The sequence below is a fragment of the Ruegeria sp. HKCCD7628 genome (genome assembly GCF_057221005.1).
In genome coordinates this window covers 204,784-226,415 of sequence record NZ_JBWVBA010000007.1, presented here as the reverse complement: position 1 = coordinate 226,415, position 21,632 = coordinate 204,784, and the positions used below count along the sequence as shown (strand labels likewise).

Here is a 21,632-nt window from a genome sequence, read left to right as displayed (position 1 = left end):
CAGCTGGCAGGAGGAACATGTCGAGTATGGCTGCTGGCCAAAGATGAACGCGCGCGAAATTTCGAATGTGTGGGCTTAGCAACGCAAGCCGCCAAACAAGAAGAAAAACGACGGCCGCAAAGGCGAGGACGAGTTGTGGTGACTCTGCCGTCAAAACATCGGATGGATTAGACATCGGAATCTTCTACGCTTACCTTGATTTTAGCGATGGCACGGGCGGGGACCAATTTTTGGAGTCAGAGCCAAGACAGTTAAAGCCGTTTGCTTGAATCAATTTCTCATTTGCCCCAGATTTCATTTTCGTCTCAGAAACGCTGGCCGATATATAGATAGAGTAAGCCATCACCATCGTCATTGAAGGCGTAGTCGATAGAGTAGTCGAGCCTGTTCTGCTTCGACAACCGATAACGCAAGCCTGTACCATACCCGGCACCACCTCGGTCAAATGACATGGAATCCAAACCTGATCCACCAACACCTGCTCCTGCGAACAAGACATATCCGAAACGTTGAGAGAGGCGGCCACGGTATTCGATCTGTGCGGATGTCGACCAGTCAGCGAGAGCATCAAATGCAGAAAACCCCCTCAACCCGTCGACAAACCCGACACCACACCCATCAAAGAATGGAGCTTCTTTAGCTGCACCGCACATTACCGCCCGCCAAGCGATAACGCCTTTCCGTCCCACCGGAATGTAGGACGCCAAAGACAAGACACCTTTGCCGTAGTTTCTGTCACTTATTGTCAGTCTATCATTGAGAATTTTGTCTGTAACATCGCCATAAGAGAAGTTGCCGGTCACCAACAGTCCTGAACTTGGATAAAATGTATCGTCCCTTGTGTCGTGCACAACATCGAATGTCAGCCTTTTCAATAGGATATGCAAATCGGGTTGGAGAAAATCTGGGAGTTGGCGGATGAAATCGGAGTTGAGTGACAACTGAGAATCCGCAAAAGCATATCCAAACCCGATTTTGGTCGTGTCTGTGAAACCATACTCCATACGAATGGCATAACCATCAACTGACTGCGTTAAAGGTAGTTCAAAGCTGCCGGATATCGGTAGATCGTAATTCAAATCGGCATCTACATAAATTGCACCTACAGTCCATCTCCCTTGATTGAAGTTAACCGTTCCTCCGATTCCATATCCAGAGGATCCCTCATTCGTTCCGAAGTATCCGGCACCAATACCGGAAGTCTTTGATCCTGGGAGGGCAAATAGGTATCCAGCGCCAAGTGTTGCGCCACTTCCTATCGTTTCGTTCGAAAACGGAATAGGTGCAGCTATAAAATCTCCACTTCGAACGCCCACGTCGGAGTCAGTTGCTACATCATCAGTAATCCTCACGGCTCGGTTAGCGGGATCCAAGGCCCACAGGGTTGAAGGTAAAACCAAAAATAATGAAGCCACGAAAAAGGATTTTAGCCGACTGCTTAGCTCAAGGTTACATGTTGCTTTCGACAGGTCCTTGGTCTGCGAACTCTCAAGTTTGACAGAACCAAATCGTTTCATGGTGTCTGTGACTGAAAAAAATCTGCTAATTCGATTCCTTTTGATACCGAGAGCAAATATGTGTGGAACGCTTTTTCTCCAAATTGCGAAAATCCACAGGTGAGCTGTCAGAACATGTTGAATTCTTCTAGCTCGACGTACCGCTCGCCAGATCAAGATTAATAGAAGCGGGGCGAGTAAACCTGCTGTCGTCAATTTACAAAACTCTCGCTAATAAAAGCTTGAAGCCAACTCTGCTTGAGGCAAAGTCGCAGCGGGTGAATGCTTGTAGTTGATCCAGAATAGGGTCACGCCGATTGCAAGAACACAAATGGCACCTACCAAGCGCGTACTCAGTTCGAAGGTTTGTCGCCGCTTATCCGTCATGTCAAAGCGGCCATAGGCCCAGCTGCGGCCCCAAAGGGCAGCAATGCCAATGGCTGACATTGCCATAGCCATGCCGAGTGATATTGCGCAAACCATCAGAATTGCTGGTACGATTAAGTCGTTTGCAAGCCCAAAAAGCATGACAACTAAAGCGCCGGTGCACGGCACAATACCGACAGCAGCCGCGATCCAAACGCTGCCCGCTGGAGCGGTGCTCGCGGCGCAGGCGGCGCATCCGTGAACATGGTGATCGTGGTGATCGTGATCATGTGCCGGGGCTCCGAGATCCCCAGCTTTCAACGCAAACCGCGTTGCTGAAAGCGCTTTCCAGAGCATGAACATACCAATCACAACAATCAGCCCGTAACTGACTAGGCGAATGGCTCGATAGTCTGAAGGTGCTGCGCCAGTGGTTTGACGTACGGCGAAATCCAACAAGAATACAACTACCACGGCCGAAACAACGTGAATTATTGCTATACGGAAGCCCATCACGAGTCCGCGCCGCAAGCTACCGCCAGAGCCGACAAAATAGGAAATAACGACCGCTTTCCCGTGCCCCGGGCCCAAGGTGTGTAAAGCGCCGTATCCGAAGGCAAGAAATAAGGCTGTAAACAATGCCCCGGTTGTTTCTCCATTCCGGATAGATGTCATGGCCGTGGTGAAAAGGCTGTTTACCCACACCTGCGCGCGGTCCAGAACAGGCAGATCCGACATTGATGATGCAACAATATTCTGCGGCGTTCCGGATATTGTGACGTTTGCCATACTGTATGACACAGGGATGTCAGTAGATCCGTCGACGAGGAACAGTTTATGAACCCTAGGCTCGTGCCGCAGAACGCCGGACAAACGAATACTTTGAAAACGGTTTTCTAGAATCAAACCTTTTGGGACCGACACATGGACGATCTGGTTTGGCAGTGGAGGCGGAGTGTGGATACAAGCGCCTATCCAAGGCACCAGAAGGAATTCATAAACTTTTCCCGCCGTGACAGACAGTGGCAGCGCATAGCCGTCCAAAGTCAGCTCAGCACCTAGGAGTCTGGTGGTCACACCCGTTGATTCTTCTTCGCGCCGCTCCATGACAACTAGACGCTGTTCCAAGAGCTGGTCGGCATTGAGCCCAGCTGCATCTAACCTGTTGCGGGCCTGCTCGGCTGCTTTGCTAGCTTCGGGGTTATTTTGGCCTTGTTCTTTGGCAATTTGGTCAAGCAGAATTTTCCGCAGGTCGGACTTATGCTCGTACTTCATTTCCAGAAAAGGGTCGTCATAAGGCTCTACCGAGGGCACAAGGGCATCCCACGAAACAAGGCTATCTTCTGCGGCCAGCAACGGCACCGCCGCAAAGAAGAAAGCGAATGTAAGAAAAGCCATTGCGGCTCCGCGCATCGAGAATCTTGGCATCCGGCTAATCCCTTCCGTTCAGATTTTTAAGTCGAACCATTCGAGTTTCGCGGGGCTCAACTTTTACGTACCGCAACGTTAGAAAGGTACTTTCACTCCCAAAAATGCGCCGGAAAGGGTAACTTCACTGAAAGGTCCAAATTCGCCTAAGTCCCAGTCCAAGTATCGGTAGCCGACGGTTAAGTCGACGGAATTTAACCTGTAGTTAATGGCTGCCGCTGCTTGCCACGTTAGATCACTGTCGCCGGTGCCGATGTCTGCATAGTAGCTGAAATACCAATCCTCATTGATATTTGTCTCACCTCTGAAGCCAATCACCGCATCCCAGTTTGTGCCAGATTCCGACTCGGCGATTGGAGCGCCAAGTCCACTAACACTCACGTCGCCATCTAAATACAAGGCCCTTGCGCCACCGGTGATATCAAGAGACCCACCACTAGTCTCAAGCACGCGGTAGCCGGCTCCTAGCGTGGTTATGAAGCCTTTGAGACCAATATCCGCAGTAACTGGAACACTTGCTCCACCCAAGTTGACGGAAGTGCTATCAGACTCGTCTACATCAAGATAGATGACGTCAGCTATCAAAGACAATCGGTCGTTTCGCGCGACGAGAGTGCCCATGACACCAAAATTCAGGTCCTCGATAATCTTGTCTATGCTGATATCAACATTGCCACCAGTTGTGGTTTCTCCTCCAACGGACGCTCCCCAGAAGTAGAGTTGGGCACCCCATTGCCAATCTTCCTCAGCTGCTGCCGTGGATGCTGTAAGTGTCGCTGCGGCGAGGGTAGATAGTGTAAGTTGTGATAGACTTTTGGGTTCGAGAAAATTCACTTTTCATCCCTTCCGATTGCGTACAACACCTTCACTCGAGAGTGTTTTTGTAGATCACCCCGTCTTTCATGATGATTTTGATGTTTTCGCGATCCGTCACTGCGCTTAGGTCTTCGAGAGGATTGCCGTCGACTAGCAACAAGTCTGCCAACGCGCCTTCTTCAACGCGCCCGATCACACCTGGGTATGGGTTTCTTGGCCCGGAAAGCTGGAGCAACTCTGTAAAGTTACCGGTCGACATTTTCAGTATTTCGTAGGGCGTAAACCAGTCCAGCAGCCGTTCCATCTGTTCGACCTGCTCACTGACACCAATTCCTGGCCCAGGGCTGATAAAGATGTCGGTTCCGTGGACGACCTTTAGTTCAGGAAGCCCCTTGATCCACTCATAGACTGATCCCGTACCTTGGCACACAATAGCTTGTTTTGCGTTCTGTGCATCATTCAGTCCAGGCTCGCTGCATAGCGTAAACGGTTGAATACTCAACCAGATCCCATCTTTCGCCATCCTCTCCAACGTTGGCTTGTCGAGAAGTTGACCATGCTCGACCACCTTAATTCCGGCATCAATTGCTTGATTAACGGCTCGAGGAGTGTAGCCGTGTACGGTAACGTAAGTTCCCCAGTTTTCAGCGGCTGCTGTAGCTGCTTGGATTTCTTCAAACGTAAACTGCGTAGTGTCTAATGGGTCGTTGGGTCCGCTAACTGAACCGCCAATAGCAAGTTTGACCTGTGATGCTCCAAGCCGCAGTTGTTCGCGTGTCGCGGCGAGCACCTTTGGGACCCCATCTACCAGTGTACTGTTTCCCGTTAAGTCAGTGATTGGCGGTTCTCCACCCAGCAATGGGTTACGCTCGTTCCTAACTCTGAAATCCGCATGGCCGCTTGTTTGAGATATCATTGAACCTGACGGGTAAATACGAGGTCCGACAATAGAACCCTCGTCAATTGCACGCTTGAGGCTAAAAACCTCACCGGCCATATCGCGTGCTGTGGTCACACCATTCATCAGCATGTTTCGAGCCGTATCGACCGAACGGATGGATTGGTAACCTGGCAACTCGAAAAGCACGTCAGCGAACGTAATCCCAGACAAAGCTAAGTGAGAGTGTCCCTCAATGATGCCGGGCATCAGAGTGTGCCCATTTCCCTCAACAACCAGGCCGTCGTTTGCCGAAAGTTCTTCTTGCGAAATCTTTGAGATGATATTGCCGTCGATGAGGACGTTCACATCTTCTATGAGCGTTTCATTTACGCCGTCAAAAACATCAACATTGGTAATGAGTACAGAGCTATCTTGCGCGTTCGCTGTGGCTCCAAAGATCGAGGCCGTGTAAAAAATTGCTCCGAATAATCTGTTGCAAGTCATGATGTTCTCCTTGATTTGAAGGGCTCTCTACCGGTCAAAGATTTTTCGGTTAAGCGGCGCCATGGAGCTTGATGAGGTGTGACATTTGTTGTTTTGAGTCGGGTATACCGGCTATGGCTACTGGCTCACCTTGCCTCTAATCGGTACGCCGGCCGAGACATTCTGAACCACTGAGTCGTCCACAACGATGGTGCCATTGACTATCACATAGGGAATACCTGACGATGGGAGAGAGTTTTTTCCGTTTTCCGGCCCGGAATTATCGGTCACGTTTTCCGGATCGAAAATTGTAATATCCGCGACTGAGCCCTCCTGAATGCGCCCGCGAAGTTTCATCTGCGGGACGTGGTCTTCCAGAAAAGCCGCTGGCTCGTAGGTCATCTTAGAAAGCGCGTCCATCAGCGAGATGGCGCCAGTTTCCCGCGCCATGCGGAGTATTTTTGCATGAGTACCAGCACCCCGCGCGTGCCCGGCGCCGGCACCGTACGGCGTCTCGAAATCACCATTCAGCCCGCCGTCGACTATGTAGGGCATCGCGTCTGAACCAACGATTACACCAGGCCTGGTCATCGCCTCCATGATGTATTCGTCTTTCATTGTGTACATTAGCAACTGTGTTTCAGGCGCTTCCGTCCGCAGTCGATCAAACTCTTCGTCGGTCAGCGGCTCTCCAGTTTCTGTTACAATGTAGTCTGACGCTTCAACGCCCAATCGCTCCTTGTATCCGGGCTTGTTGTAGTCTGCATCCACGTAGGTTCCTGCGTAATTATACGGATAGAATTCACCGATGACCTTCTGCCCTTGCGCACGTGCGTTGTCGATTAAATCCAAACACTTCTCTGTCAAGCCAAGGCAATTGCTTGGGACGTGGTGAACCAGCAGCGGAACGTTGTTTTCCCTGGCAATTGTCAGCATTTCGGTAATACCCATGAAGCCGCTGGGTGGAATTTGAGAGAGATACCGAACGTGTGTTGTTATCGGGAGATCGTACTTTGCCGCTAGAGAAGTAACGGCCATGACCTCCGGACTTCCAACAACGGTGTAGTACCCAATCGGGTATGCAATCCCGATACCACCCTGCTGCAATCCTTCTTCGACCGCCTCCAAAATTGCGGCCTCGTCCAGGGGATCATACAGCTTCGTTTTCCACTGCTGACCATCATCCATCGCGCGCGTGGCCGAACCTTCGTAAAAAACCCTTCCCCCGGGGTCCAATCCATCCAGAACAGCCAATCTGGCGAAAGCGTGGGATACGTTGGCGCCGTAGTTTACAATCGATTTTCCGTCCCAATAGTCGTAGTAGCTGTTTATCGGATACTGACCGATTTCCAAATCCATGGGAGTTGTTACGCCATCACGAGCATATAGGCGTTGGGCAAATAGGTCCTGACCGTGTGAATGATAATCTATGAACCCAGGCGCAACCACATGTCCGGACGCATCAATCTCTCTAATGCCTTCCAAGTTGTCAGTGCTTATTTCAGTAACAAAGCCGTTGTTGATTCCAACATTGGCCGTAGCGTCGAAACCCGTTTCGGGGTCCATTACGCGGCCATTTTTGATTACGATGTCAAAGGATTGGGCGTAAGCAAATGGCGCTAACAGAAGAGAAAGCCCAATTGCTGAAATTATTGGTTTCTTGTTCATTCTTGCCTCCCATCAGGGGAACTCCTCCGCCTTTTCTTTACCTATTTGCTCCAATGGTCGTGAGAACCGAGCTCTCGTAAGCCCTCGGAGAAAGTTGCTTAAGTTCCTGCATTTAAATGGTTTTAACCCGCTTAATTAGCGATGCTTCCACGAAAGATGCTCTCATCAAAGAGGATTCAGTGTTCGATTCTTCCGTTGCTTAAAATTTTTGCGACTTCGAGTTTGCATTAATGTTGGGACAACTAAAGTTCGTGAATTACACTCTTCAGAATAACCGCCGAGAGTCTGAAAGATTTTTGATTGCAATGTGGTCACCTAAAACGACTTTTCACACCTACATGAATGACTTCCCGGTCAGAGAGGCCGAGTTGGTTCAACTGGGTGGTGGGCCGCTTGGGTTGCGTGCAGAGATGGTATTTGGCGCCGACGCTGTCCTCTCAAAGGTCAAATGTGATGCCAATACAGTTTGGAGAATGCTCTCTGCAAAAGACTGGGTCGGGCTTGTCCTGCCAATCACTTGGCAAGGAACCTACAAACTGGATGGTTGGGAAGCAGCACCAGGAGATGTGTTCCTGCTTGATGGCAGAGTTGAGTTCACTACCAGCGCTAGCAACCGTACATCCATTATGCTTGCAATACGCAGAACGCGGTTGATCGAAGCGATTCACCGCATTGCTGGATCCAATTTCATCGAGATCGACCCGAACCACGTGCTACTGCAACTCCACGACATTCAACTACACCAACTTAAATCCCGCATAACACGCATGTTTTCCGTCACTAAATTCCATAGAGACTTCACTGGCGGTTTGTTCATGCCACCAACACATGAAAAAGATATGTTTTCCTTTCTAGGCGAATTTCTTCTCGAATGCGTGCCTAAGAAGGCCTACAAGAATTTGCTTCCAAGCCGCGATTTTAAGACTGTGGGTCGAGCTCTCCAATTCGCGCGAAAGACCAGATATGAAGATGTTAATTTGGCTACTCTGTGTGAAGGCGCCGGAGTAGGAAGAACCACCTTATATCAAGCGTTTGAAGGAGTTTATGGAATTACACCTATGCAGTTCATTTATAAGTTGCGACTGACTGGCGCTAAAGAGTGGCTGTCAGATCCTTCTGACCCACCTCAATCTGTCAAGCAGGCCGCACTGAAATACGGATTTGTAAGCTTTGGACGTTTCGCAAAGACTTATCGTGAATTGTTTGGTGAAAGCCCTTCTCAAACTCTTCTCAGGGCAAGATAACCGTTTGAACAATCGTCAGTATCAGCGCGACATCGAAATAGGAGAACACAACAGAGTTCTCAGCAGAATGGGCACTTGTTCAAGCATCTACATTTTAGAAAACTGGTCAAAAATTTAGTTCTGCTTTCGCAGTAGTTGAACCAAGCTTTTCGACACTCTCGAAATTCATGTGACTTACTTCAATCTTGTTCCGACCAGGCCTCGAACAATTGCAAGGGGAGTGAATAGGCCGAATGAACATGGTACAGCGAAAGTAAGCTCTGGTGCCATTTAAGAGTTCTGCACACGGTTGAAAGCCACTAGCGCAGTCAGTTTGTAGATACCAGTCGCGGTAACCCAATCGAAGTCTATGGCATTTCGCTACTTATAAAACTGGGCAGCTTGACGTACTAAAACGCAAATAGGTCTCGCTCATAAACAAATCCCTTGGCGATCCCAATCTTCATCGCTGGTGTATCCTTTGTTTTGTTCATGAGGTTGGTATAGTTGTGGGCAAACCTCAGGATATCGACCATTTTAGAGACCATGACGGGGTTGTAATATTGCTTATAATACCAAAGCCGACTGCGCCCTGAAGACACCAAACCACGTTCAAATCCCATGATCTTCGTTCTGGCCCGCGCATGATACATATCAACGGGATGAGTTCCGGACCTCACAGCGAACTGGGCGATTTGAGTATAATTCAAGTCGTTTGGGTTCGTTTTGAAGATTATTCGCTTCTCAGGTTCATTGATGAAATGGAACGGATATAACAGCCCCTCATCCCTGCTTTCTCGCTCGCCGAAATAATTCATCAATTCGTGCAGATAGTCCTCTGGCGGGCGTTGCTGCAATAAGGAGCGCACTAAAACTTCCATGACACCATCTTGCTTCCTGGGTGACACCGGATCGCCTGTACCCAGAAGGACGTTTGAGCGATCAAGAGCTCTCTGAAGTCTGCTGTATTCCTTGTTTCCTTCTGCGACCAACGCCTTTCGCTGGTCCGTCACCAGATATTTCGTAATTGCGATATCCGCAATTCTGACACGCTTGGCCTTTACTTCCTTTGCAAATACAGCTGCATATGCAGCAGAAAGGCCAGCATCACGGTCAGTTGAAAAATTCAACTTTGCATACTTGCTCCCCAGCTTTTTCTTGACCAGCATGATATGGGCGAATTCAGCTGCGTCCTGTCTCACCCTTGCTGCTTTCTCCAGAAGCTTCACATCTTCCTCGGATGCTGTGAAGGTTCCCTTCTCCATCCCGCCTCGGGACTTGTTCAAAGCATCATGCTTATCACGCAGATTTTTTAAGTATTCAGTCGCAAACCAGACCCTCGCATTTTTTCTCATTGAGCGGGGCTTTTCTAAGTCACCTACAATTTCCATGACCTTCTCAATTGCCGCTGGCTGAACGTCGGGATCTACATCTGTTGTAGAGGCGACCACGTAATTACTGTCACGCGCGACGGTACAGATATGGCGAACGTCAACAGCCTTTCGAACTCCCCTGTCCGGCCAATTTACCTGAAGAATTTGCGTATCAGTGGCGAAGTAGGGTGATTGGCCCGCAATGGCACTTGGTAAAAGCCTTTCTCGTTCGGCAGCAAAGGCCTGGCACTGCTTATGAATAAAGTCGATCTTGCGGTAAACTTCTGCCGGCTGGACATCAAGTGTCCGGCAAATCGCAGAGATCGTCATTCCATTAACAATACTCCTGAGAACTTTCCCGTTCAGATCGCTGCGGAAATGACGTCTGCTCGACTTACCCAAGGAAAAGGTTTTCTTGCAAGCTTTACATTGAAACCTCGGGTCGCCTTTTGCGGTCTTGCCAAACTTTCTGTAGCGGCTAGGCATTAGTGAAATCGTCGCCCCATGATTGATACATGCAGCAGTTGGACAACTTTCACGTTTTGTTCTCCTATGCAGTCGAGATAGTCTCGCATACTCTTCGAACACGGCCTTGTTGGATTTTACGATGCTGGATCGGTTGCAAGCGGGACAAACAAAGGTTCGTTCATCCCCAGAGCCGATTACGCGGCCTCGTCCGATGTTCGAACCTGGTTGGGAACGTCGACCTCGGCCATCCTTGCGGTCGGGTAGAACACCGAACAATTCGCAAACTGGGTTACGACAAAAGTTGATTGAATAACCGCCAACAAGTCGAGGCAAGCGATACCGCTCTAGCCTCGCAACTTTTTGCGAGAGATCTGACAGGTCAGGCAAGCGGCATCCCCTTAATATTAAACGAAAACACCCAGCAGGCTAACCGCTGGGTGGGATATCGTCAACATTTAGCTGCAAGGGCTTGCGCACCGGGCACCGCCTTTATTTGACTTGGGTCGAGGGGATTAGACGCTTTCGTCCAGCGCCGCCAGAATCGCGTCACCCATCTCGGTGGTCGACACAGGCTGTACGCCCTCTTCGGCCAGCAGGTCGGCGGTGCGGACGCCATCGGCCAGCACTTTTTCAATTGCCGCTTCCAGGCGATCCGCCTCATTCCCCTGATCAAAGCTATAGCGCAGCGCCATAGCAAAGCTGAGGATACAGGCAATCGGGTTGGCCTTGCCCTGACCCGCGATATCGGGGGCCGAGCCGTGGACGGGTTCGTACATCGCCTTGGGGCGACCGTTGGCCATGGGCGCACCCAACGAAGCGGATGGCAGCATACCCAACGAGCCGGTCAGCATCGCCGCACAATCCGACAGGATATCGCCGAACAGGTTATCGGTGACGATCACGTCAAACTGCTTGGGCGCGCGCACCAACTGCATCGCGCCGTTGTCAGCATACATGTGGGTCAGCTCGACCTCGGGGTAATCGGCGGCCACACGGTCTACGACCTCGCGCCACAGGATGCCCGATTCCATCACGTTGGCTTTTTCCATCGAGCACAGCTTTTTGTTCCGGCGCATCGCCAGTTCAAAGGCCGAGCGCGCGGCGCGTTCGATTTCGGACTCGGTGTAACGCTGGGTGTTGATGCCCACGCGTTCATTGCCTTCGTTGAAGATGCCGCGCGGTTCGCCGAAATAGACGCCCGATGTCAGCTCGCGCACGATCATGATGTCCAGTCCGGCCACGATGTCTTTCTTCAGCGACGAGAAATCCGCCAGTGCGTCAAAGCACTGGGCCGGGCGCAGGTTGGAAAACAGGTCCATTTCCTTGCGCAGGCGCAACAGGCCGCGTTCAGGCTTTACGCTGAAATCAAGATCGTCGTATTTCGGGCCGCCCACGGCACCCAGCAGAACCGCGTCCACCTCTTGTGCCTTGGCCATGGTTTCATCCGAAAGGGGCTTGCCATGCGCGTCATAGGCGGCACCGCCGACCAGATCCTCGCTCACGTCAAAGTGAAGGCCGCGCTTGTCGCCGAACCATCCGATGATTCTGCACACTTCGGCCATAACTTCCGGGCCAATTCCGTCTCCGGGCAGGATGAGGAGCGAAGGGTTGGACATGAAGGATCTCCTTGCGTTTCGTCGCACAGGGCCTAGCGTCTGGACCCGAGCGGGTCAATGAGACGATCCAGCCAAATCACGAGGAAAACACATGTTAACACCGGGAAATCCTGTTCCAGGCCTGAAAATCGATACCGTCAGCCACGGAAGTTTCGATCTGGATGCCGATAAGGGTGAAAACGGCACGCTGGTGATTCAATATCGCGGGCTGCATTGCCCTATCTGCATCAAGCAGATGACCGAGGTTGAGGCCGCGCTGGACGATTTCGCCGCTCTGAGTGTTGAGGTGATCATGGTGACCACGGATACTGCTGAACGTGCTGCGGAAACTGCCGAAAAAGCCGGGGTGTCGCGTCTGCGTGTGGGGCACAGCCTGCCTTTGGCCGCCGCGCGTGAGTATTGGGGGCTGCAAATCTCAACCGCGCGCGAGGGCAGTACCGAGCCCGCGATGTTCGCCGAACCCGGCCATTTCTATATCGGGACAGACAGGACGTTGTACTATGCGTGGCAGCAGACAACGCCGTTCGGCCGCCCGGCCATTTCTGATATCGTCGGCGGCCTGAAATTCACATTAGGCAATGATTACCCGCCGCGTGGCACCTATACCGGCCCGCTCTGATTGAATTCTGTGACGCAGCCCGGATATCTGCTGGTCCGGGCTGACGTCCTGTGCAGGGTTTGTATTCCTGCTGATATCGCTTTTAGAGCCTCTATGGCTGGGCCAAGTCGACCCATACCAAACGGTGGCGACTGGCTGCTTGCGCCTCTTTTCGCAAGCCTGTGTCTTTGTCGGGCCAATGAATGCCCGCGTCCACCACACGCAAATGCGTCGAGGGCAGAACGTAGTCGACCCGCATTTCCCCAACTGCTTTCCAACTGACCGTGGCCGTGTTGCCGGTCGGATCCGCAGGCTCAGGGTCTTGCAGACGTTGGTCTTCTAACAGCATGCGAATGGCCTCTTTGCGCCCTTCGCCCCGTGACGGGTCCAGGTTTGCGTCTCCGGCAATGACGAAAGCCGCATGGGGTGGTGTGCCGATCCGATCGTCTAAAAGGGCACGCCACAACAGGATTTCATCTTTGTTGCGCAGGCCATTGCGGTCTTCAGGCCCGTCGAACACCGGCGGCGCTGCGTGGAAGGTTAGCAGGTCCAATGGCCCGAAGGGCGTTTCGACCGGAACAACCCAATGCCCGACCGAAGACAAGCGCTGAACGCGGTGCGCCGCGTCGGATGGGAAGGGGGCACCATCCTTGACCGGTAGCTGCGCATCGGGTGCATTGCGCCACAGCAATGGCGTGAAATCCTGAACGCCTTCACGCACAATGGGATAGCGGGACAGAACTACTATGCCCGCCTGACCAGTAAAACGACCCCAACCCTGAGCGTCTCCGGGACCATGTGTGCGACCGTCGCCATCCAGATCCAGATCGGTTTCCAAACCTGCGTTTGGTTGCGCGGAAAAGTGGTGCAAATAGTCCAGCCCAGCCAAGCGCAGCTTGGACTTCAGAGCAGCAAGCACTTCGCCATTCAGGTCCCAGTCGACACCCTGTAGCGCAACGATATCGGGGCGGGTCCGTGTCAGAACCGCGACCACGGCCTGTACCTGCGGATCGCCGCGCCGAATATCGCGCAGCAGCAGGCCGGGGCCGTCACGGCTGAGCTCGGTGTTGAATGAGGCTACACGAATGGTTTCTGCCTGCGCCGCAAAGGGCAGCAGCAGCAAAAGCAAGACGCGGATCATGCGGTCTGTGTGGACTCGGTTGTTGAATACGCACGGCGCTTTTCGACGATCAGGTTCGCAATGCGCAGGGTGGCCATACCGCGCATGATCATGCTGGCCGGCAGGAAGGCCCAGGCGCTCATGGTCCAGATCAGCGTCTGCGGGTTAGTGAGCGAGATCGGATTCGCATAGTCGGTCAGCAGTTTGATCAGCGCCGGTATCAGGAAGGGCAGCAATACTCCGATCGAGATATTCAGACGACCGTCTCGCTGCAGGCGGGTGACGACGTCTCCGCCTTTGGTGGGGTCGAACAGGGGTAGGTTGGTCCAGACATTGAACGCGCCATTGCCTGTGGGCCACCCGCGCAGTTTAACCGCATATGCAAAGCTGCCGATCGTGGCCAGCGCAGCCACATACGCAACGCTGGCTGAAATGCGAACCAGTTCGGTCAGTGGAATGCTTGCGTCAACGGGCAGCATAAGAACTATCAGCCGAACGGGCGAATACGGGAAATCGACGACATTCGCGACACCAACGCCTATCGTGTAGAATACCTCGGTCAAAGCGGTCGGCGCGTAGGCATTCTTGCAGATCAGTGTCAGGAACATGATCATCGATACAAGTCCGACGAACCTCAGGCGGTTTACAGGCGGCGCATCTCGGAATTCGATAAAGCTGGGAAAGGCGGAGTTATATTCAGCAAACGTCAGGAAAAACGCGAGAATGGCGAGAAACACGACGATCTCGGTCCCATTCGTTGACGATACGGGCAGATACAACGCGGGGGTCAGCACCATAAGTGCAACCAATATCCCCCGAATTGCCGCCCCTGTTGTGCGCGCAATCACTATCCGAACCCTTTCAAACTGGATAGGCCGATTCTTTGCCGACTTCTTTCCAACTTGTGCCCGCCGTTGATTATTCTGACGGATGCCTCTTTAGCGCCAACACTGGCCCCCTGAGGCACTTCGCTCAAGCCAAGGTGCAGAAAACACGCCATTTTGGGCAAAAAGATGGCAAAACTGGTGCGGGTTTGCATCATTCGTGTCGCAAATCCGACGCGGTATTTAAGATGCCCGCTACATGTTGTGGTTGCGTTAATCTCGACCCCAAGAATGCGAAAGGGGCCGCTGACGCGACCCCAATAAGTTGAGTGTTTGCAGAATCGAAAGAATCAGACCCAGGGGCGGGCCTGGCTTGCGTGATCCTCGAACTTGTCGATGTGGTGATCTTTCTCCATGGTCAGGCCAATGTCGTCCAGACCGTTCAGCAAGCAATGTTTGCGGTGCGGGTCGATGTCAAACGTGATCTCGACGCCGTCCGAAGTGGTGATCTTCTGCTCTTCCAGATGCACGGTCATGCGGGCGTTTTCACCTTTGTGCGCGTCATCCATCAGGATCGCATGGTGCTCGTCCTCGACCACGATGGGCAGGATACCGTTCTTGAAGCAGTTGTTGAAGAAGATGTCGGCAAAGCTGGTCGAGATCACGACCTTGATGCCGAAATCCTTGATCGCCCAGGGCGCGTGTTCGCGCGACGAGCCGCAGCCGAAATTGTCGCCGGCCACCAGAATCTCGGTGTTGCGATAGGCGGGTTTGTTCAGAACGAAATCTTCGTTCTCGCCGCCGTGGTCGTGATAGCGCATCTCGTCAAACAGCACGACGCCAAGGCCAGACCGTTTGATCGTTTTCAGGTGCACTTTGGGGATGATCATATCGGTGTCGATATTGATCAGCGGCATTGGGGCGGCCACCCCGTGGACTTTTTCGAACTTTTCCATCTCTACACTCCTGCAGGGGAGGGCCGCGCCCGTGCCCTGCTTTTAAGCTTGTTTCGCTTCTGTGGTTTCGTCAGGTGATAGGGCGGCATCGGGGTTGTTCTTGACGAAGAACGCCATGAAGACCAGACCAAGCCCGTTGAACAGCATCTCGATCCCCAGCAGAATGCCCAGCAACCGGAACAGTACCGCAGGGTCGGTGGCAGCAAAGCGCCAGATCAGGACGGCCAGAACAATCGACATCACGCCCGAGATCAGCGTTGCCCAGAAATACTGTGTGCCACGCATCTGGAACGACAGGATAACCCGGGCGATACCGCCAGCCAGAAATAGGATCAGGCAGACGGTTGCCAATGTCAGCGTGCCCTCAAGCGGATGCATCCAGAAGGACCATCCAAGGAACACCATCACCACACCCATGATGAGCGACAGGATCTTGTTACCGGTGCCCTCGACCGTAAAGCCGCCGACAATCTGCAACACACCCGAAATCAGCAGTAACACACCGGTTACCACCGTTACTGCAATAGACGCCACCGCGGGCGCGCCCAGCACAAAGATGCCAAACGCGATGGACAGAAGTCCCAACAGCAGCCATTTGATCCAGTCACTCATCAGTTCAATCCCTCAAATATTCAGATATGAGGGCACCTTACATCAATTCACGGACGTCTGTCAGCCGTCCTGTGAGTGCCGCAGCGGCAGCCATGGCCGGGCTTAGCAGGTGGGTGCGGCCTCCGCGGCCCTGACGGCCTTCGAAGTTGCGGTTCGAGGTCGCAGCACAGCGCTCGCCCGGTTGCAACTGGTCAGGGTTCATCGCCAGACACATGGAGCATCCCGCCAAACGCCATTCGAAACCGGCCTCTTTGAAGATATCTGCCAGCCCTTCTTCCTCGGCCTGCAGGCGCACAAGGCCCGAGCCAGGCACGACCATGGCGCGCATTCCGTCCTTGATCTTTTTGCCCTTCAGGATTTCAGCAGCGGCGCGCAAATCTTCGATCCGGCCATTGGTGCAAGACCCGATAAAGACGGTGTCGATTTGCACATCGCTCAGCTTCTGACCGGCTTCCAGACCCATATACTCGATCGAGCGGCGGGCCGCGTCGACCTTGCCACCTTCGAAATCTTCGGGGTTCGGCACGGTTGCGGTGATTGGCAGCACGTCTTCGGGGCTGGTGCCCCATGTGACGACGGGCGCGATGTCTTCACCGCGCAGGGTGATGACCTTGTCGAAATGCGCGCCTTCGTCGGTATAGAGCGTTTTCCACCAGTCCATCGCGGCTTCCCATTGTGCGCCTTTCGGGGCGTGGGGGCGGCCTTTGACATATTCGAACGTGGTCTCGTCAGGGGCGATCAGGCCCGCGCGGGCGCCGCCTTCGATCGCCATGTTACAGACTGTCATGCGGCCTTCCATCGACAGATCGCGGATCGCTTCACCGCAATATTCGATGACATAGCCGGTGCCGCCAGCGGTACCGGTCTCACCGATCACGGCCAGAGTGATATCCTTGGCGGTCACGCCCGGCTGCAATTTGCCGGTGATTTCCACCTTCATGTTCTTGGATTTTTTCTGGATCAGGGTCTGGGTGGCCAGAACGTGCTCAACCTCGGATGTGCCGATGCCGTGGGCCAGCGCGCCAAACGCGCCGTGGGTGGCGGTGTGGCTGTCGCCGCAGACAACGGTCATGCCGGGCAGGGTCCAGCCCTGTTCGGGGCCGACAATGTGGACGATGCCCTGACGGACGTCATGCACAGGATAGTAGTGAATGCCGAAATCCTTGGCGTTCTTGTCCAGCGCTTCGACCTGAATGCGCGATTCCGGGTTCTCGATCCCGTTCACACGGTCCGGTGTCGTCGGAACGTTGTGATCCGGCACGGCGATGGTTTTTTCCGGCGCGCGCACTTTGCGGCCCGCCATACGCAGCCCTTCAAAGGCCTGCGGGCTGGTCACTTCGTGAACCAGGTGGCGGTCAATATACAGCAGGCAGGTGCCATCATCGGCTTCGTGCGCGACATGGGCATCCCAGATCTTGTCATAGAGTGTTTTGGGGGACATCGGTCCTCTCCCGTATGTAATGAGAAATGGCTGGCGAAATGGCTCAGGCCGCGGATAGCCGCGCCAGAACCGTGCGGGCAGCGCCAAAGAACCGTTCACGCAGACGCGCGCGGTCTTCCAGGTTCTGAATTTGGGCTACAGTGAGTCTCATGGCGTCCAGATATATCGCGGCTTGCCGTCAATCAAGGTTCAAAACTGCGTCAGGCTTGCATCATGGGGCTGTGCTGTCCAAGCTGGGGGTATGAATCAAGACCTGATCCCCAGCTCGCTGTCGGACCTTTATGACAACATGGTCGCGGGCTTTTCCGTGCAATTCGAAAACCTTCTTGAACTGGTGGTCACGCCGGGCTGGCGTCAGCACCAGCTGGTGATCATTCTATTGCTATGGGCTTTGGCATTTGGCCTTAAGCTTTTCACGCAAGGCCGGTGGGATTCTTGGGCGCGGGCGCGCACTGGGTGGCCCAAATGGCGGTTGCGCGTTTTAGTACAGCTGATGCAGCGCTTGACGCTGGTCTATTTCGTAGTGCTGTCCTGGGCACTGTATCTGGTCATGCAGCAGATCACATGGCCGTCCCGCAGCTATATCATTGGCGTCATCGCGACATTGGCGACGGCGTGGTTGGCCATAGCGCTGGTGGCGCGACTGGTGCGCAACCGGACGCTGCGGCGGATCTTCAAATGGGCCATGTGGGTCTATGCAACGCTTGTTGCCCTGAATCTGACTGATGACGTGGCCGAGTTTTTGGACGGAGTCGCGATTTCTATCGGAGATCTGCATATCTCGGTGCTGGGGATCATCAAGGCGACGCTTTTGATCGGTGTTCTGCTGACGTTGGCGCGTGTGGGTACGCGCGCAGCCGAACGTGGTTTGAAAAACAACGATGACATTACGCCTTCCATGCAGGTGCTATTGGCCAAGGGCATTCAGGTGGTTCTGTATGGTGCGGTTTTCTTGGCAGCCATTCGCACGTTGGGCTTTGACCTGACCGGGATTGCGCTGTTGTCCGGTGCCATCGGTGTGGGCATAGGGTTTGGGCTGCAAAAGGTGGTATCGAACCTAATCTCGGGGATTATCATCCTGATGGATCGCTCGATCAAGCCGGGCGATGTGATATCGCTTGGCGATACGTTTGGGTGGATCAACGCGCTGGGCGCGCGTTATGTCTCGGTCGTGACACGGGATGGGCGGGAATACCTGATCCCGAACGAAGATCTGATTACCAGTCAGGTCGTGAACTGGTCGCATTCCGACAAGTTCGTGCGGCTGGATCTTGAGTTCGGCACCAGCTACGACGACGACCCGCACCAGGTACGTGCAACGGCCATCAAATCAGTAAAAGCGGTAGGTCGTGTTCTGAGCGGCGGTCTACATGAACCGGTCTGCCATATTACCGGTTTCGGGGACAGCAGCGTCGACTATGTCTTGCGCTTTTGGATCAGCGACCCGACCAAAGGGCTGACAAACATCCGCGGCAATGTCTATTTGGCGCTTTGGGATGCGTTTAAAGCCGAGGGGATATCGCTGCCTTTCCCGCAGCGTGAAGTGCGACTTTTGTCCGACGCAGAGTAGCAACAGATCGCATTGGAGTGACCCCACGTTGCGCGGCGCTTCATTGAAATGTTGCATTCCCCTTGTTACCTTATTAGTACCCCGGCGCCGGGATTTGATGGCGTGCAGCAAAGGAGGACTATGTCCTGTCTCTACATACCCAGGCGGGTTTGCCCGCCGATGACGGGGCCAGCGTGATGGCCCACTCTCAGTCAATCAGCGACAAGCTGCTTGAGCGTATCCTTTCCTCACTTTCCGATGACAAGGCCGAAGACGTCGTGCAGATCAACCTGCAAGGTAAGTCTTCTGTTGCGGATCACATGGTGATTGCCTCGGGTCGGTCGACCCGTCAGGTGGCGGCCATGGCGGAAAAGCTGACGGATCGCATCAAGCAGGAATTCGGTTTCACCTCGAAGGTCGAAGGCAAGGATGCCGGCGACTGGGTGCTTATCGATACGGGCGACGTGATCGTCCATATCTTCCGCCCCGAAGTGCGTGAATTCTACCAGCTGGAAAAGATGTGGCTGCCTGCGGGCGGCAGCGCCTCGGCCAACTGAGGCGCCATCCCGGCCCCTGTTGAAGGGTCGGAGGCGAGAGAGATATGCGGATCAGCATAGTTGTGGTCGGTCGATTGCGCGCCGGACCCGAAAAGACCCTGCTTGACGATTACCTGACCCGATTTGACCGGACCGGCCGCGCGCTGGGCCTTGGTCCCGCGCGGGTGATTGAGGTTGAAGACAAAAAAAACGCAGGCATGGGGGCCGAGGCCGCGCTGCTACGCAAGGCGCTGCCCAAGGGCGCGGTGATCTGTACGCTGGACGAACGCGGGCGAGTGATGTCCTCGCCGGATTTTGCCAAAAAGCTGGGCGGCTGGCGTGATGCCGGGCGGCAGGATTTGGCGCTGATCATCGGCGGGGCGGATGGAATAGACCCTAATCTGCGGGATGAAGCGGTTTTTTCCATCTCATTCGGGTCGATGGTCTGGCCCCATATGCTGGTCCGTGTGATGCTGGCCGAGCAACTCTATCGGGCTACGACCATTCTCTCGGGCGGCCCTTATCATCGAGTCTGATATGGCGCAGCTTTTGATCGTCTACCATTCGCGTACCGGCGGGGCCCGGCAGATGGCCGAAGCCGCAGCGCAGGCCGCGCGGGATGAGACGGATGTGGTTCTGAAAACCGCGGATCAGGCCGGACCCGAAGACTTACTGAAAGCTGACGGCTATGTCTTCTGCGCGCCTGAGAATCTGGCCGCTATTTCGGGTCTAATGAAAGAGTTCTTCGATCGCAGCTACTACCCGGTTCTGGGCCGCATTGAGGGCCGACCCTATGCGCAAATGGTTTGCGCCGGGTCCGATGGCGAAAACGCCGCACGCCAAACCGCCCGAATCGCAACGGGCTGGCGGTTGAAAGAGGTGCAGCCGCCTTTGATCATCTGCACCCATGCGCAAACGCCCGAGGCGATATTGGCCGAGAAAACCATCCCCGACGCCCAGTTGGACAACTGCCGCGAATTGGGCTTGGCTATGGCCGCTGGGTTGGCGATGGGGGTCTTCTGATCTCAGTGCAAATCGACCACAAAGGTCTCTTTGGCCCAGCCGTCCGTGTTGGTGCGGGCTTGCACCTGAACCTGCGCCACTCCTTCGGGAATCGCCACACCACTGAGCGATCGGGTGAAGGGTTGTTCATTCTCATGCGGGTGATGCAGTACGCGCATCCCTAGCTCTTTCCCCTCCATATCCAGCACGCGCCAGCCATCTGCGTAGTCATCCCAACCCGTTTCGGGATGGAGGACGGTGACATCGAATCGCCATGTCGCGCCGCTCTGTTTGGCAGTGACGGCCTCGATCACGGGATCATCGGCAAGGGCGGGGGTGGCCAGAAGGGCGGTTAAAACAAGATATCGCATGATGTGAACTTAACCTCATTGATGCAGAGTGGTGATCACGATCCGGTGTTAAGCAGCACCGTGCGCGAATACGATGCGAACTCGCGCCGATACAGCATCGCCAGTGTTGCTACGGTCCCCGCAATCAAAGCTACAGGCCCTAGAATCCACGCCACGGCCGCCAGTGCGAAATACGTCGCCCGCAGGCCGCGATTAAAGGCGCGGGCGGCGGTAACGCAAATCTCGGCTGCTTGCCCAGCACGGGGATAAGCGGTGGGATCATCGGGGTCATTTGGAACGGCGGCCATCAGCACGGCGCAATAGCCAAACAATCTATGCGCCCAGACATATTTCAGAAAGGCATTGGCCAAAAACAACAGGATGATCAGGATCTTGACCTCCCACACCAACGCGGGTGCGGTCCCCAGGGCCAGATCCTGCGCCAGTCCTGCCAACCGTTCGGTATTGCCCAACAGGGCCAGCCCGCCCCCGATGGCGATCATCGTAGTCGAGGCGAAGAATGTGCTACCCTGTCGCATCGTGCCCACCACTTGCGCGTCAAACATACGCGGCTGACGCGTGACCATTTCCTTCATCCAGTCCCGGCGATAGCCATCCATGATCATCCCAACCGAGGGTTTTTCAGGGGGCGGGTTTTCGATCCGCCAGCCGATCCACAGCCACGCGCCGATCAGCAGGGCGATGCCGACAAAATCGAGTGGCGCGAAGGGCAGAGACTGATCAATCCAGGACATAAGCGTGACACTAAGTTGTGACGTTAGAACTTGCCAGATCAGAAAATTGGTAATATTATTTTACCAAACTGG

General features: G+C 54.1%; 21 protein-coding genes. 6 read left to right on the top strand and 15 right to left on the bottom strand.

Annotation, left to right across the window (positions count from 1 at the left end):
* Nucleotides 1-305 precede the first annotated feature (305 nt).
* From AC2TAD_RS15710 to AC2TAD_RS15690, 5 genes are all read right to left on the bottom strand, one after another.
* Nucleotides 306-1,517 (bottom strand): BamA/TamA family outer membrane protein, encoded by a 1,212-nt coding sequence (locus AC2TAD_RS15710; protein WP_171105997.1) that lies wholly within the window; start codon nt 1,515-1,517, stop codon nt 306-308.
* Nucleotides 1,518-1,727: 210 nt separating this feature from the next.
* Nucleotides 1,728-3,260, bottom strand: a complete 1,533-nt coding sequence (locus tag AC2TAD_RS15705) for a HoxN/HupN/NixA family nickel/cobalt transporter (protein WP_171124765.1) — start codon at nt 3,258-3,260, stop codon at nt 1,728-1,730.
* Between the two features lie 108 nt (nt 3,261-3,368).
* Complete coding sequence (locus AC2TAD_RS15700) at nt 3,369-4,124, bottom strand: DUF481 domain-containing protein (protein ID WP_171106002.1); 756 nt, start codon at nt 4,122-4,124, stop codon at nt 3,369-3,371.
* A gap of 31 nt (nt 4,125-4,155) precedes the next feature.
* Nucleotides 4,156-5,490 carry a metal-dependent hydrolase family protein gene (locus AC2TAD_RS15695; RefSeq protein ID WP_171106004.1) on the bottom strand — a complete coding sequence of 445 codons (1,335 nt, stop codon included), beginning with the start codon at nt 5,488-5,490 and terminating at the stop codon, nt 4,156-4,158.
* Between the two features lie 117 nt (nt 5,491-5,607).
* Nucleotides 5,608-7,137, bottom strand: a complete 1,530-nt coding sequence (locus AC2TAD_RS15690; protein ID WP_171106006.1) for an amidohydrolase family protein — start codon at nt 7,135-7,137, stop codon at nt 5,608-5,610.
* 251 nt (nt 7,138-7,388) lie between these two features.
* Between AC2TAD_RS15690 and AC2TAD_RS15685 the strand changes: the two genes are divergently transcribed.
* Nucleotides 7,389-8,381, top strand: a complete 993-nt coding sequence (locus tag AC2TAD_RS15685) for an AraC family transcriptional regulator (protein ID WP_480868769.1) — start codon at nt 7,389-7,391, stop codon at nt 8,379-8,381.
* Nucleotides 8,382-8,770: 389 nt separating this feature from the next.
* Here the strand turns inward: AC2TAD_RS15685 and AC2TAD_RS15680 are convergent, their stop codons facing one another.
* On the bottom strand, nt 8,771-10,063 hold the full coding sequence (locus AC2TAD_RS15680; RefSeq protein ID WP_171106010.1) for a hypothetical protein: 1,293 nt from the start codon (nt 10,061-10,063) through the stop codon (nt 8,771-8,773).
* A gap of 650 nt (nt 10,064-10,713) precedes the next feature.
* Nucleotides 10,714-11,817: a 3-isopropylmalate dehydrogenase gene (gene leuB / locus AC2TAD_RS15675; protein ID WP_480868767.1), complete on the bottom strand. Its 1,104-nt coding sequence runs from the start codon at nt 11,815-11,817 to the stop codon at nt 10,714-10,716.
* A 91-nt stretch (nt 11,818-11,908) separates the two neighbouring features.
* Here leuB and AC2TAD_RS15670 point away from each other — a divergent pair, with 91 nt between their 5' ends.
* Entirely contained in the window at nt 11,909-12,436 is a 528-nt protein-coding gene (locus AC2TAD_RS15670; RefSeq protein WP_480868766.1) for a redoxin domain-containing protein, read from the top strand.
* Nucleotides 12,437-12,527: 91 nt separating this feature from the next.
* Here AC2TAD_RS15670 and AC2TAD_RS15665 read toward each other — a convergent pair whose 3' ends face one another.
* The 6 genes from AC2TAD_RS15665 to AC2TAD_RS15640 all read right to left on the bottom strand — a co-directional run bounded on the left by AC2TAD_RS15665 (nt 12,528) and on the right by AC2TAD_RS15640 (nt 17,519).
* Nucleotides 12,528-13,556: an endonuclease/exonuclease/phosphatase family protein gene (locus AC2TAD_RS15665; RefSeq protein ID WP_480868764.1), complete on the bottom strand. Its 1,029-nt coding sequence runs from the start codon at nt 13,554-13,556 to the stop codon at nt 12,528-12,530.
* The gene (locus AC2TAD_RS15660; RefSeq protein ID WP_170755332.1) at nt 13,553-14,383 is read right to left on the bottom strand and encodes a hypothetical protein; all 831 of its coding nucleotides are present in this window, start codon (nt 14,381-14,383) and stop codon (nt 13,553-13,555) included. The genes AC2TAD_RS15665 and AC2TAD_RS15660 overlap by 4 nt, the downstream gene beginning before the upstream one ends.
* A 326-nt stretch (nt 14,384-14,709) precedes the next feature.
* Complete coding sequence (gene leuD / locus AC2TAD_RS15655) at nt 14,710-15,315, bottom strand: 3-isopropylmalate dehydratase small subunit (RefSeq protein ID WP_353390852.1); 606 nt, start codon at nt 15,313-15,315, stop codon at nt 14,710-14,712.
* 42 nt (nt 15,316-15,357) lie between these two features.
* Nucleotides 15,358-15,927: an HdeD family acid-resistance protein gene (locus tag AC2TAD_RS15650; RefSeq protein ID WP_480868761.1), complete on the bottom strand. Its 570-nt coding sequence runs from the start codon at nt 15,925-15,927 to the stop codon at nt 15,358-15,360.
* Nucleotides 15,928-15,964: 37 nt separating this feature from the next.
* Entirely contained in the window at nt 15,965-17,368 is a 1,404-nt protein-coding gene (gene leuC / locus AC2TAD_RS15645) for a 3-isopropylmalate dehydratase large subunit (protein WP_480868760.1), read from the bottom strand.
* Nucleotides 17,369-17,411: 43 nt separating this feature from the next.
* The gene (locus tag AC2TAD_RS15640) at nt 17,412-17,519 is read right to left on the bottom strand and encodes an isopropylmalate isomerase (RefSeq protein ID WP_170675431.1); all 108 of its coding nucleotides are present in this window, start codon (nt 17,517-17,519) and stop codon (nt 17,412-17,414) included.
* 90 nt (nt 17,520-17,609) lie between these two features.
* On the opposite strand from AC2TAD_RS15640, the gene AC2TAD_RS15635 reads away from it, so the two are divergent.
* From AC2TAD_RS15635 to AC2TAD_RS15620, 4 genes are all read left to right on the top strand, one after another.
* Nucleotides 17,610-18,938, top strand: coding sequence for a mechanosensitive ion channel family protein (locus AC2TAD_RS15635; RefSeq protein WP_170755335.1), 1,329 nt, complete (start codon nt 17,610-17,612; stop codon nt 18,936-18,938).
* Between the two features lie 176 nt (nt 18,939-19,114).
* On the top strand, nt 19,115-19,474 hold the full coding sequence (gene rsfS, locus AC2TAD_RS15630; RefSeq protein ID WP_170353820.1) for a ribosome silencing factor: 360 nt from the start codon (nt 19,115-19,117) through the stop codon (nt 19,472-19,474).
* Nucleotides 19,475-19,518: 44 nt separating this feature from the next.
* Nucleotides 19,519-19,989, top strand: a complete 471-nt coding sequence (gene rlmH, locus AC2TAD_RS15625; RefSeq protein ID WP_480868757.1) for a 23S rRNA (pseudouridine(1915)-N(3))-methyltransferase RlmH — start codon at nt 19,519-19,521, stop codon at nt 19,987-19,989.
* 1 nt (nt 19,990) lies between these two features.
* A complete protein-coding gene (locus tag AC2TAD_RS15620) occupies nt 19,991-20,476 on the top strand; it encodes a flavodoxin family protein (RefSeq protein WP_480868755.1) in 486 nt (161 codons plus the stop codon).
* 2 nt (nt 20,477-20,478) lie between these two features.
* Here AC2TAD_RS15620 and AC2TAD_RS15615 read toward each other — a convergent pair whose 3' ends face one another.
* Both AC2TAD_RS15615 and AC2TAD_RS15610 read right to left on the bottom strand, forming a co-directional pair.
* Nucleotides 20,479-20,826, bottom strand: coding sequence for a hypothetical protein (locus AC2TAD_RS15615; RefSeq protein WP_170353817.1), 348 nt, complete (start codon nt 20,824-20,826; stop codon nt 20,479-20,481).
* A gap of 35 nt (nt 20,827-20,861) precedes the next feature.
* Nucleotides 20,862-21,560 (bottom strand): DUF599 domain-containing protein, encoded by a 699-nt coding sequence (locus tag AC2TAD_RS15610; RefSeq protein WP_480868753.1) that lies wholly within the window; start codon nt 21,558-21,560, stop codon nt 20,862-20,864.
* Between the last annotated feature and the right edge of the window lie 72 nt (nt 21,561-21,632).

Coding starts and splice junctions, on each gene's coding strand:
- AC2TAD_RS15710 (WP_171105997.1), bottom strand. CDS start 1,517: ATGAAACGATTTGGTTCTGTCAAACTTGAGAGTTCGCAGACCAAGGAC.
- AC2TAD_RS15680 (WP_171106010.1), bottom strand. CDS start 10,063: ATGACGATCTCTGCGATTTGCCGGACACTTGATGTCCAGCCGGCAGAA.
- AC2TAD_RS15610 (WP_480868753.1), bottom strand. CDS start 21,560: ATGTCCTGGATTGATCAGTCTCTGCCCTTCGCGCCACTCGATTTTGTC.
- leuB (WP_480868767.1), bottom strand. CDS start 11,817: ATGTCCAACCCTTCGCTCCTCATCCTGCCCGGAGACGGAATTGGCCCG.
- AC2TAD_RS15670 (WP_480868766.1), top strand. CDS start 11,909: ATGTTAACACCGGGAAATCCTGTTCCAGGCCTGAAAATCGATACCGTC.
- AC2TAD_RS15650 (WP_480868761.1), bottom strand. CDS start 15,927: ATGAGTGACTGGATCAAATGGCTGCTGTTGGGACTTCTGTCCATCGCG.
- AC2TAD_RS15695 (WP_171106004.1), bottom strand. CDS start 5,490: ATGACTTGCAACAGATTATTCGGAGCAATTTTTTACACGGCCTCGATC.
- AC2TAD_RS15640 (WP_170675431.1), bottom strand. CDS start 17,519: ATGAGACTCACTGTAGCCCAAATTCAGAACCTGGAAGACCGCGCGCGT.
- AC2TAD_RS15615 (WP_170353817.1), bottom strand. CDS start 20,826: ATGCGATATCTTGTTTTAACCGCCCTTCTGGCCACCCCCGCCCTTGCC.
- AC2TAD_RS15635 (WP_170755335.1), top strand. CDS start 17,610: ATGAATCAAGACCTGATCCCCAGCTCGCTGTCGGACCTTTATGACAAC.
- leuC (WP_480868760.1), bottom strand. CDS start 17,368: ATGTCCCCCAAAACACTCTATGACAAGATCTGGGATGCCCATGTCGCG.
- AC2TAD_RS15690 (WP_171106006.1), bottom strand. CDS start 7,137: ATGAACAAGAAACCAATAATTTCAGCAATTGGGCTTTCTCTTCTGTTA.
- leuD (WP_353390852.1), bottom strand. CDS start 15,315: ATGGAAAAGTTCGAAAAAGTCCACGGGGTGGCCGCCCCAATGCCGCTG.
- AC2TAD_RS15705 (WP_171124765.1), bottom strand. CDS start 3,260: ATGGCTTTTCTTACATTCGCTTTCTTCTTTGCGGCGGTGCCGTTGCTG.
- AC2TAD_RS15620 (WP_480868755.1), top strand. CDS start 19,991: ATGGCGCAGCTTTTGATCGTCTACCATTCGCGTACCGGCGGGGCCCGG.
- AC2TAD_RS15665 (WP_480868764.1), bottom strand. CDS start 13,556: ATGATCCGCGTCTTGCTTTTGCTGCTGCTGCCCTTTGCGGCGCAGGCA.
- rlmH (WP_480868757.1), top strand. CDS start 19,519: ATGCGGATCAGCATAGTTGTGGTCGGTCGATTGCGCGCCGGACCCGAA.
- rsfS (WP_170353820.1), top strand. CDS start 19,115: ATGGCCCACTCTCAGTCAATCAGCGACAAGCTGCTTGAGCGTATCCTT.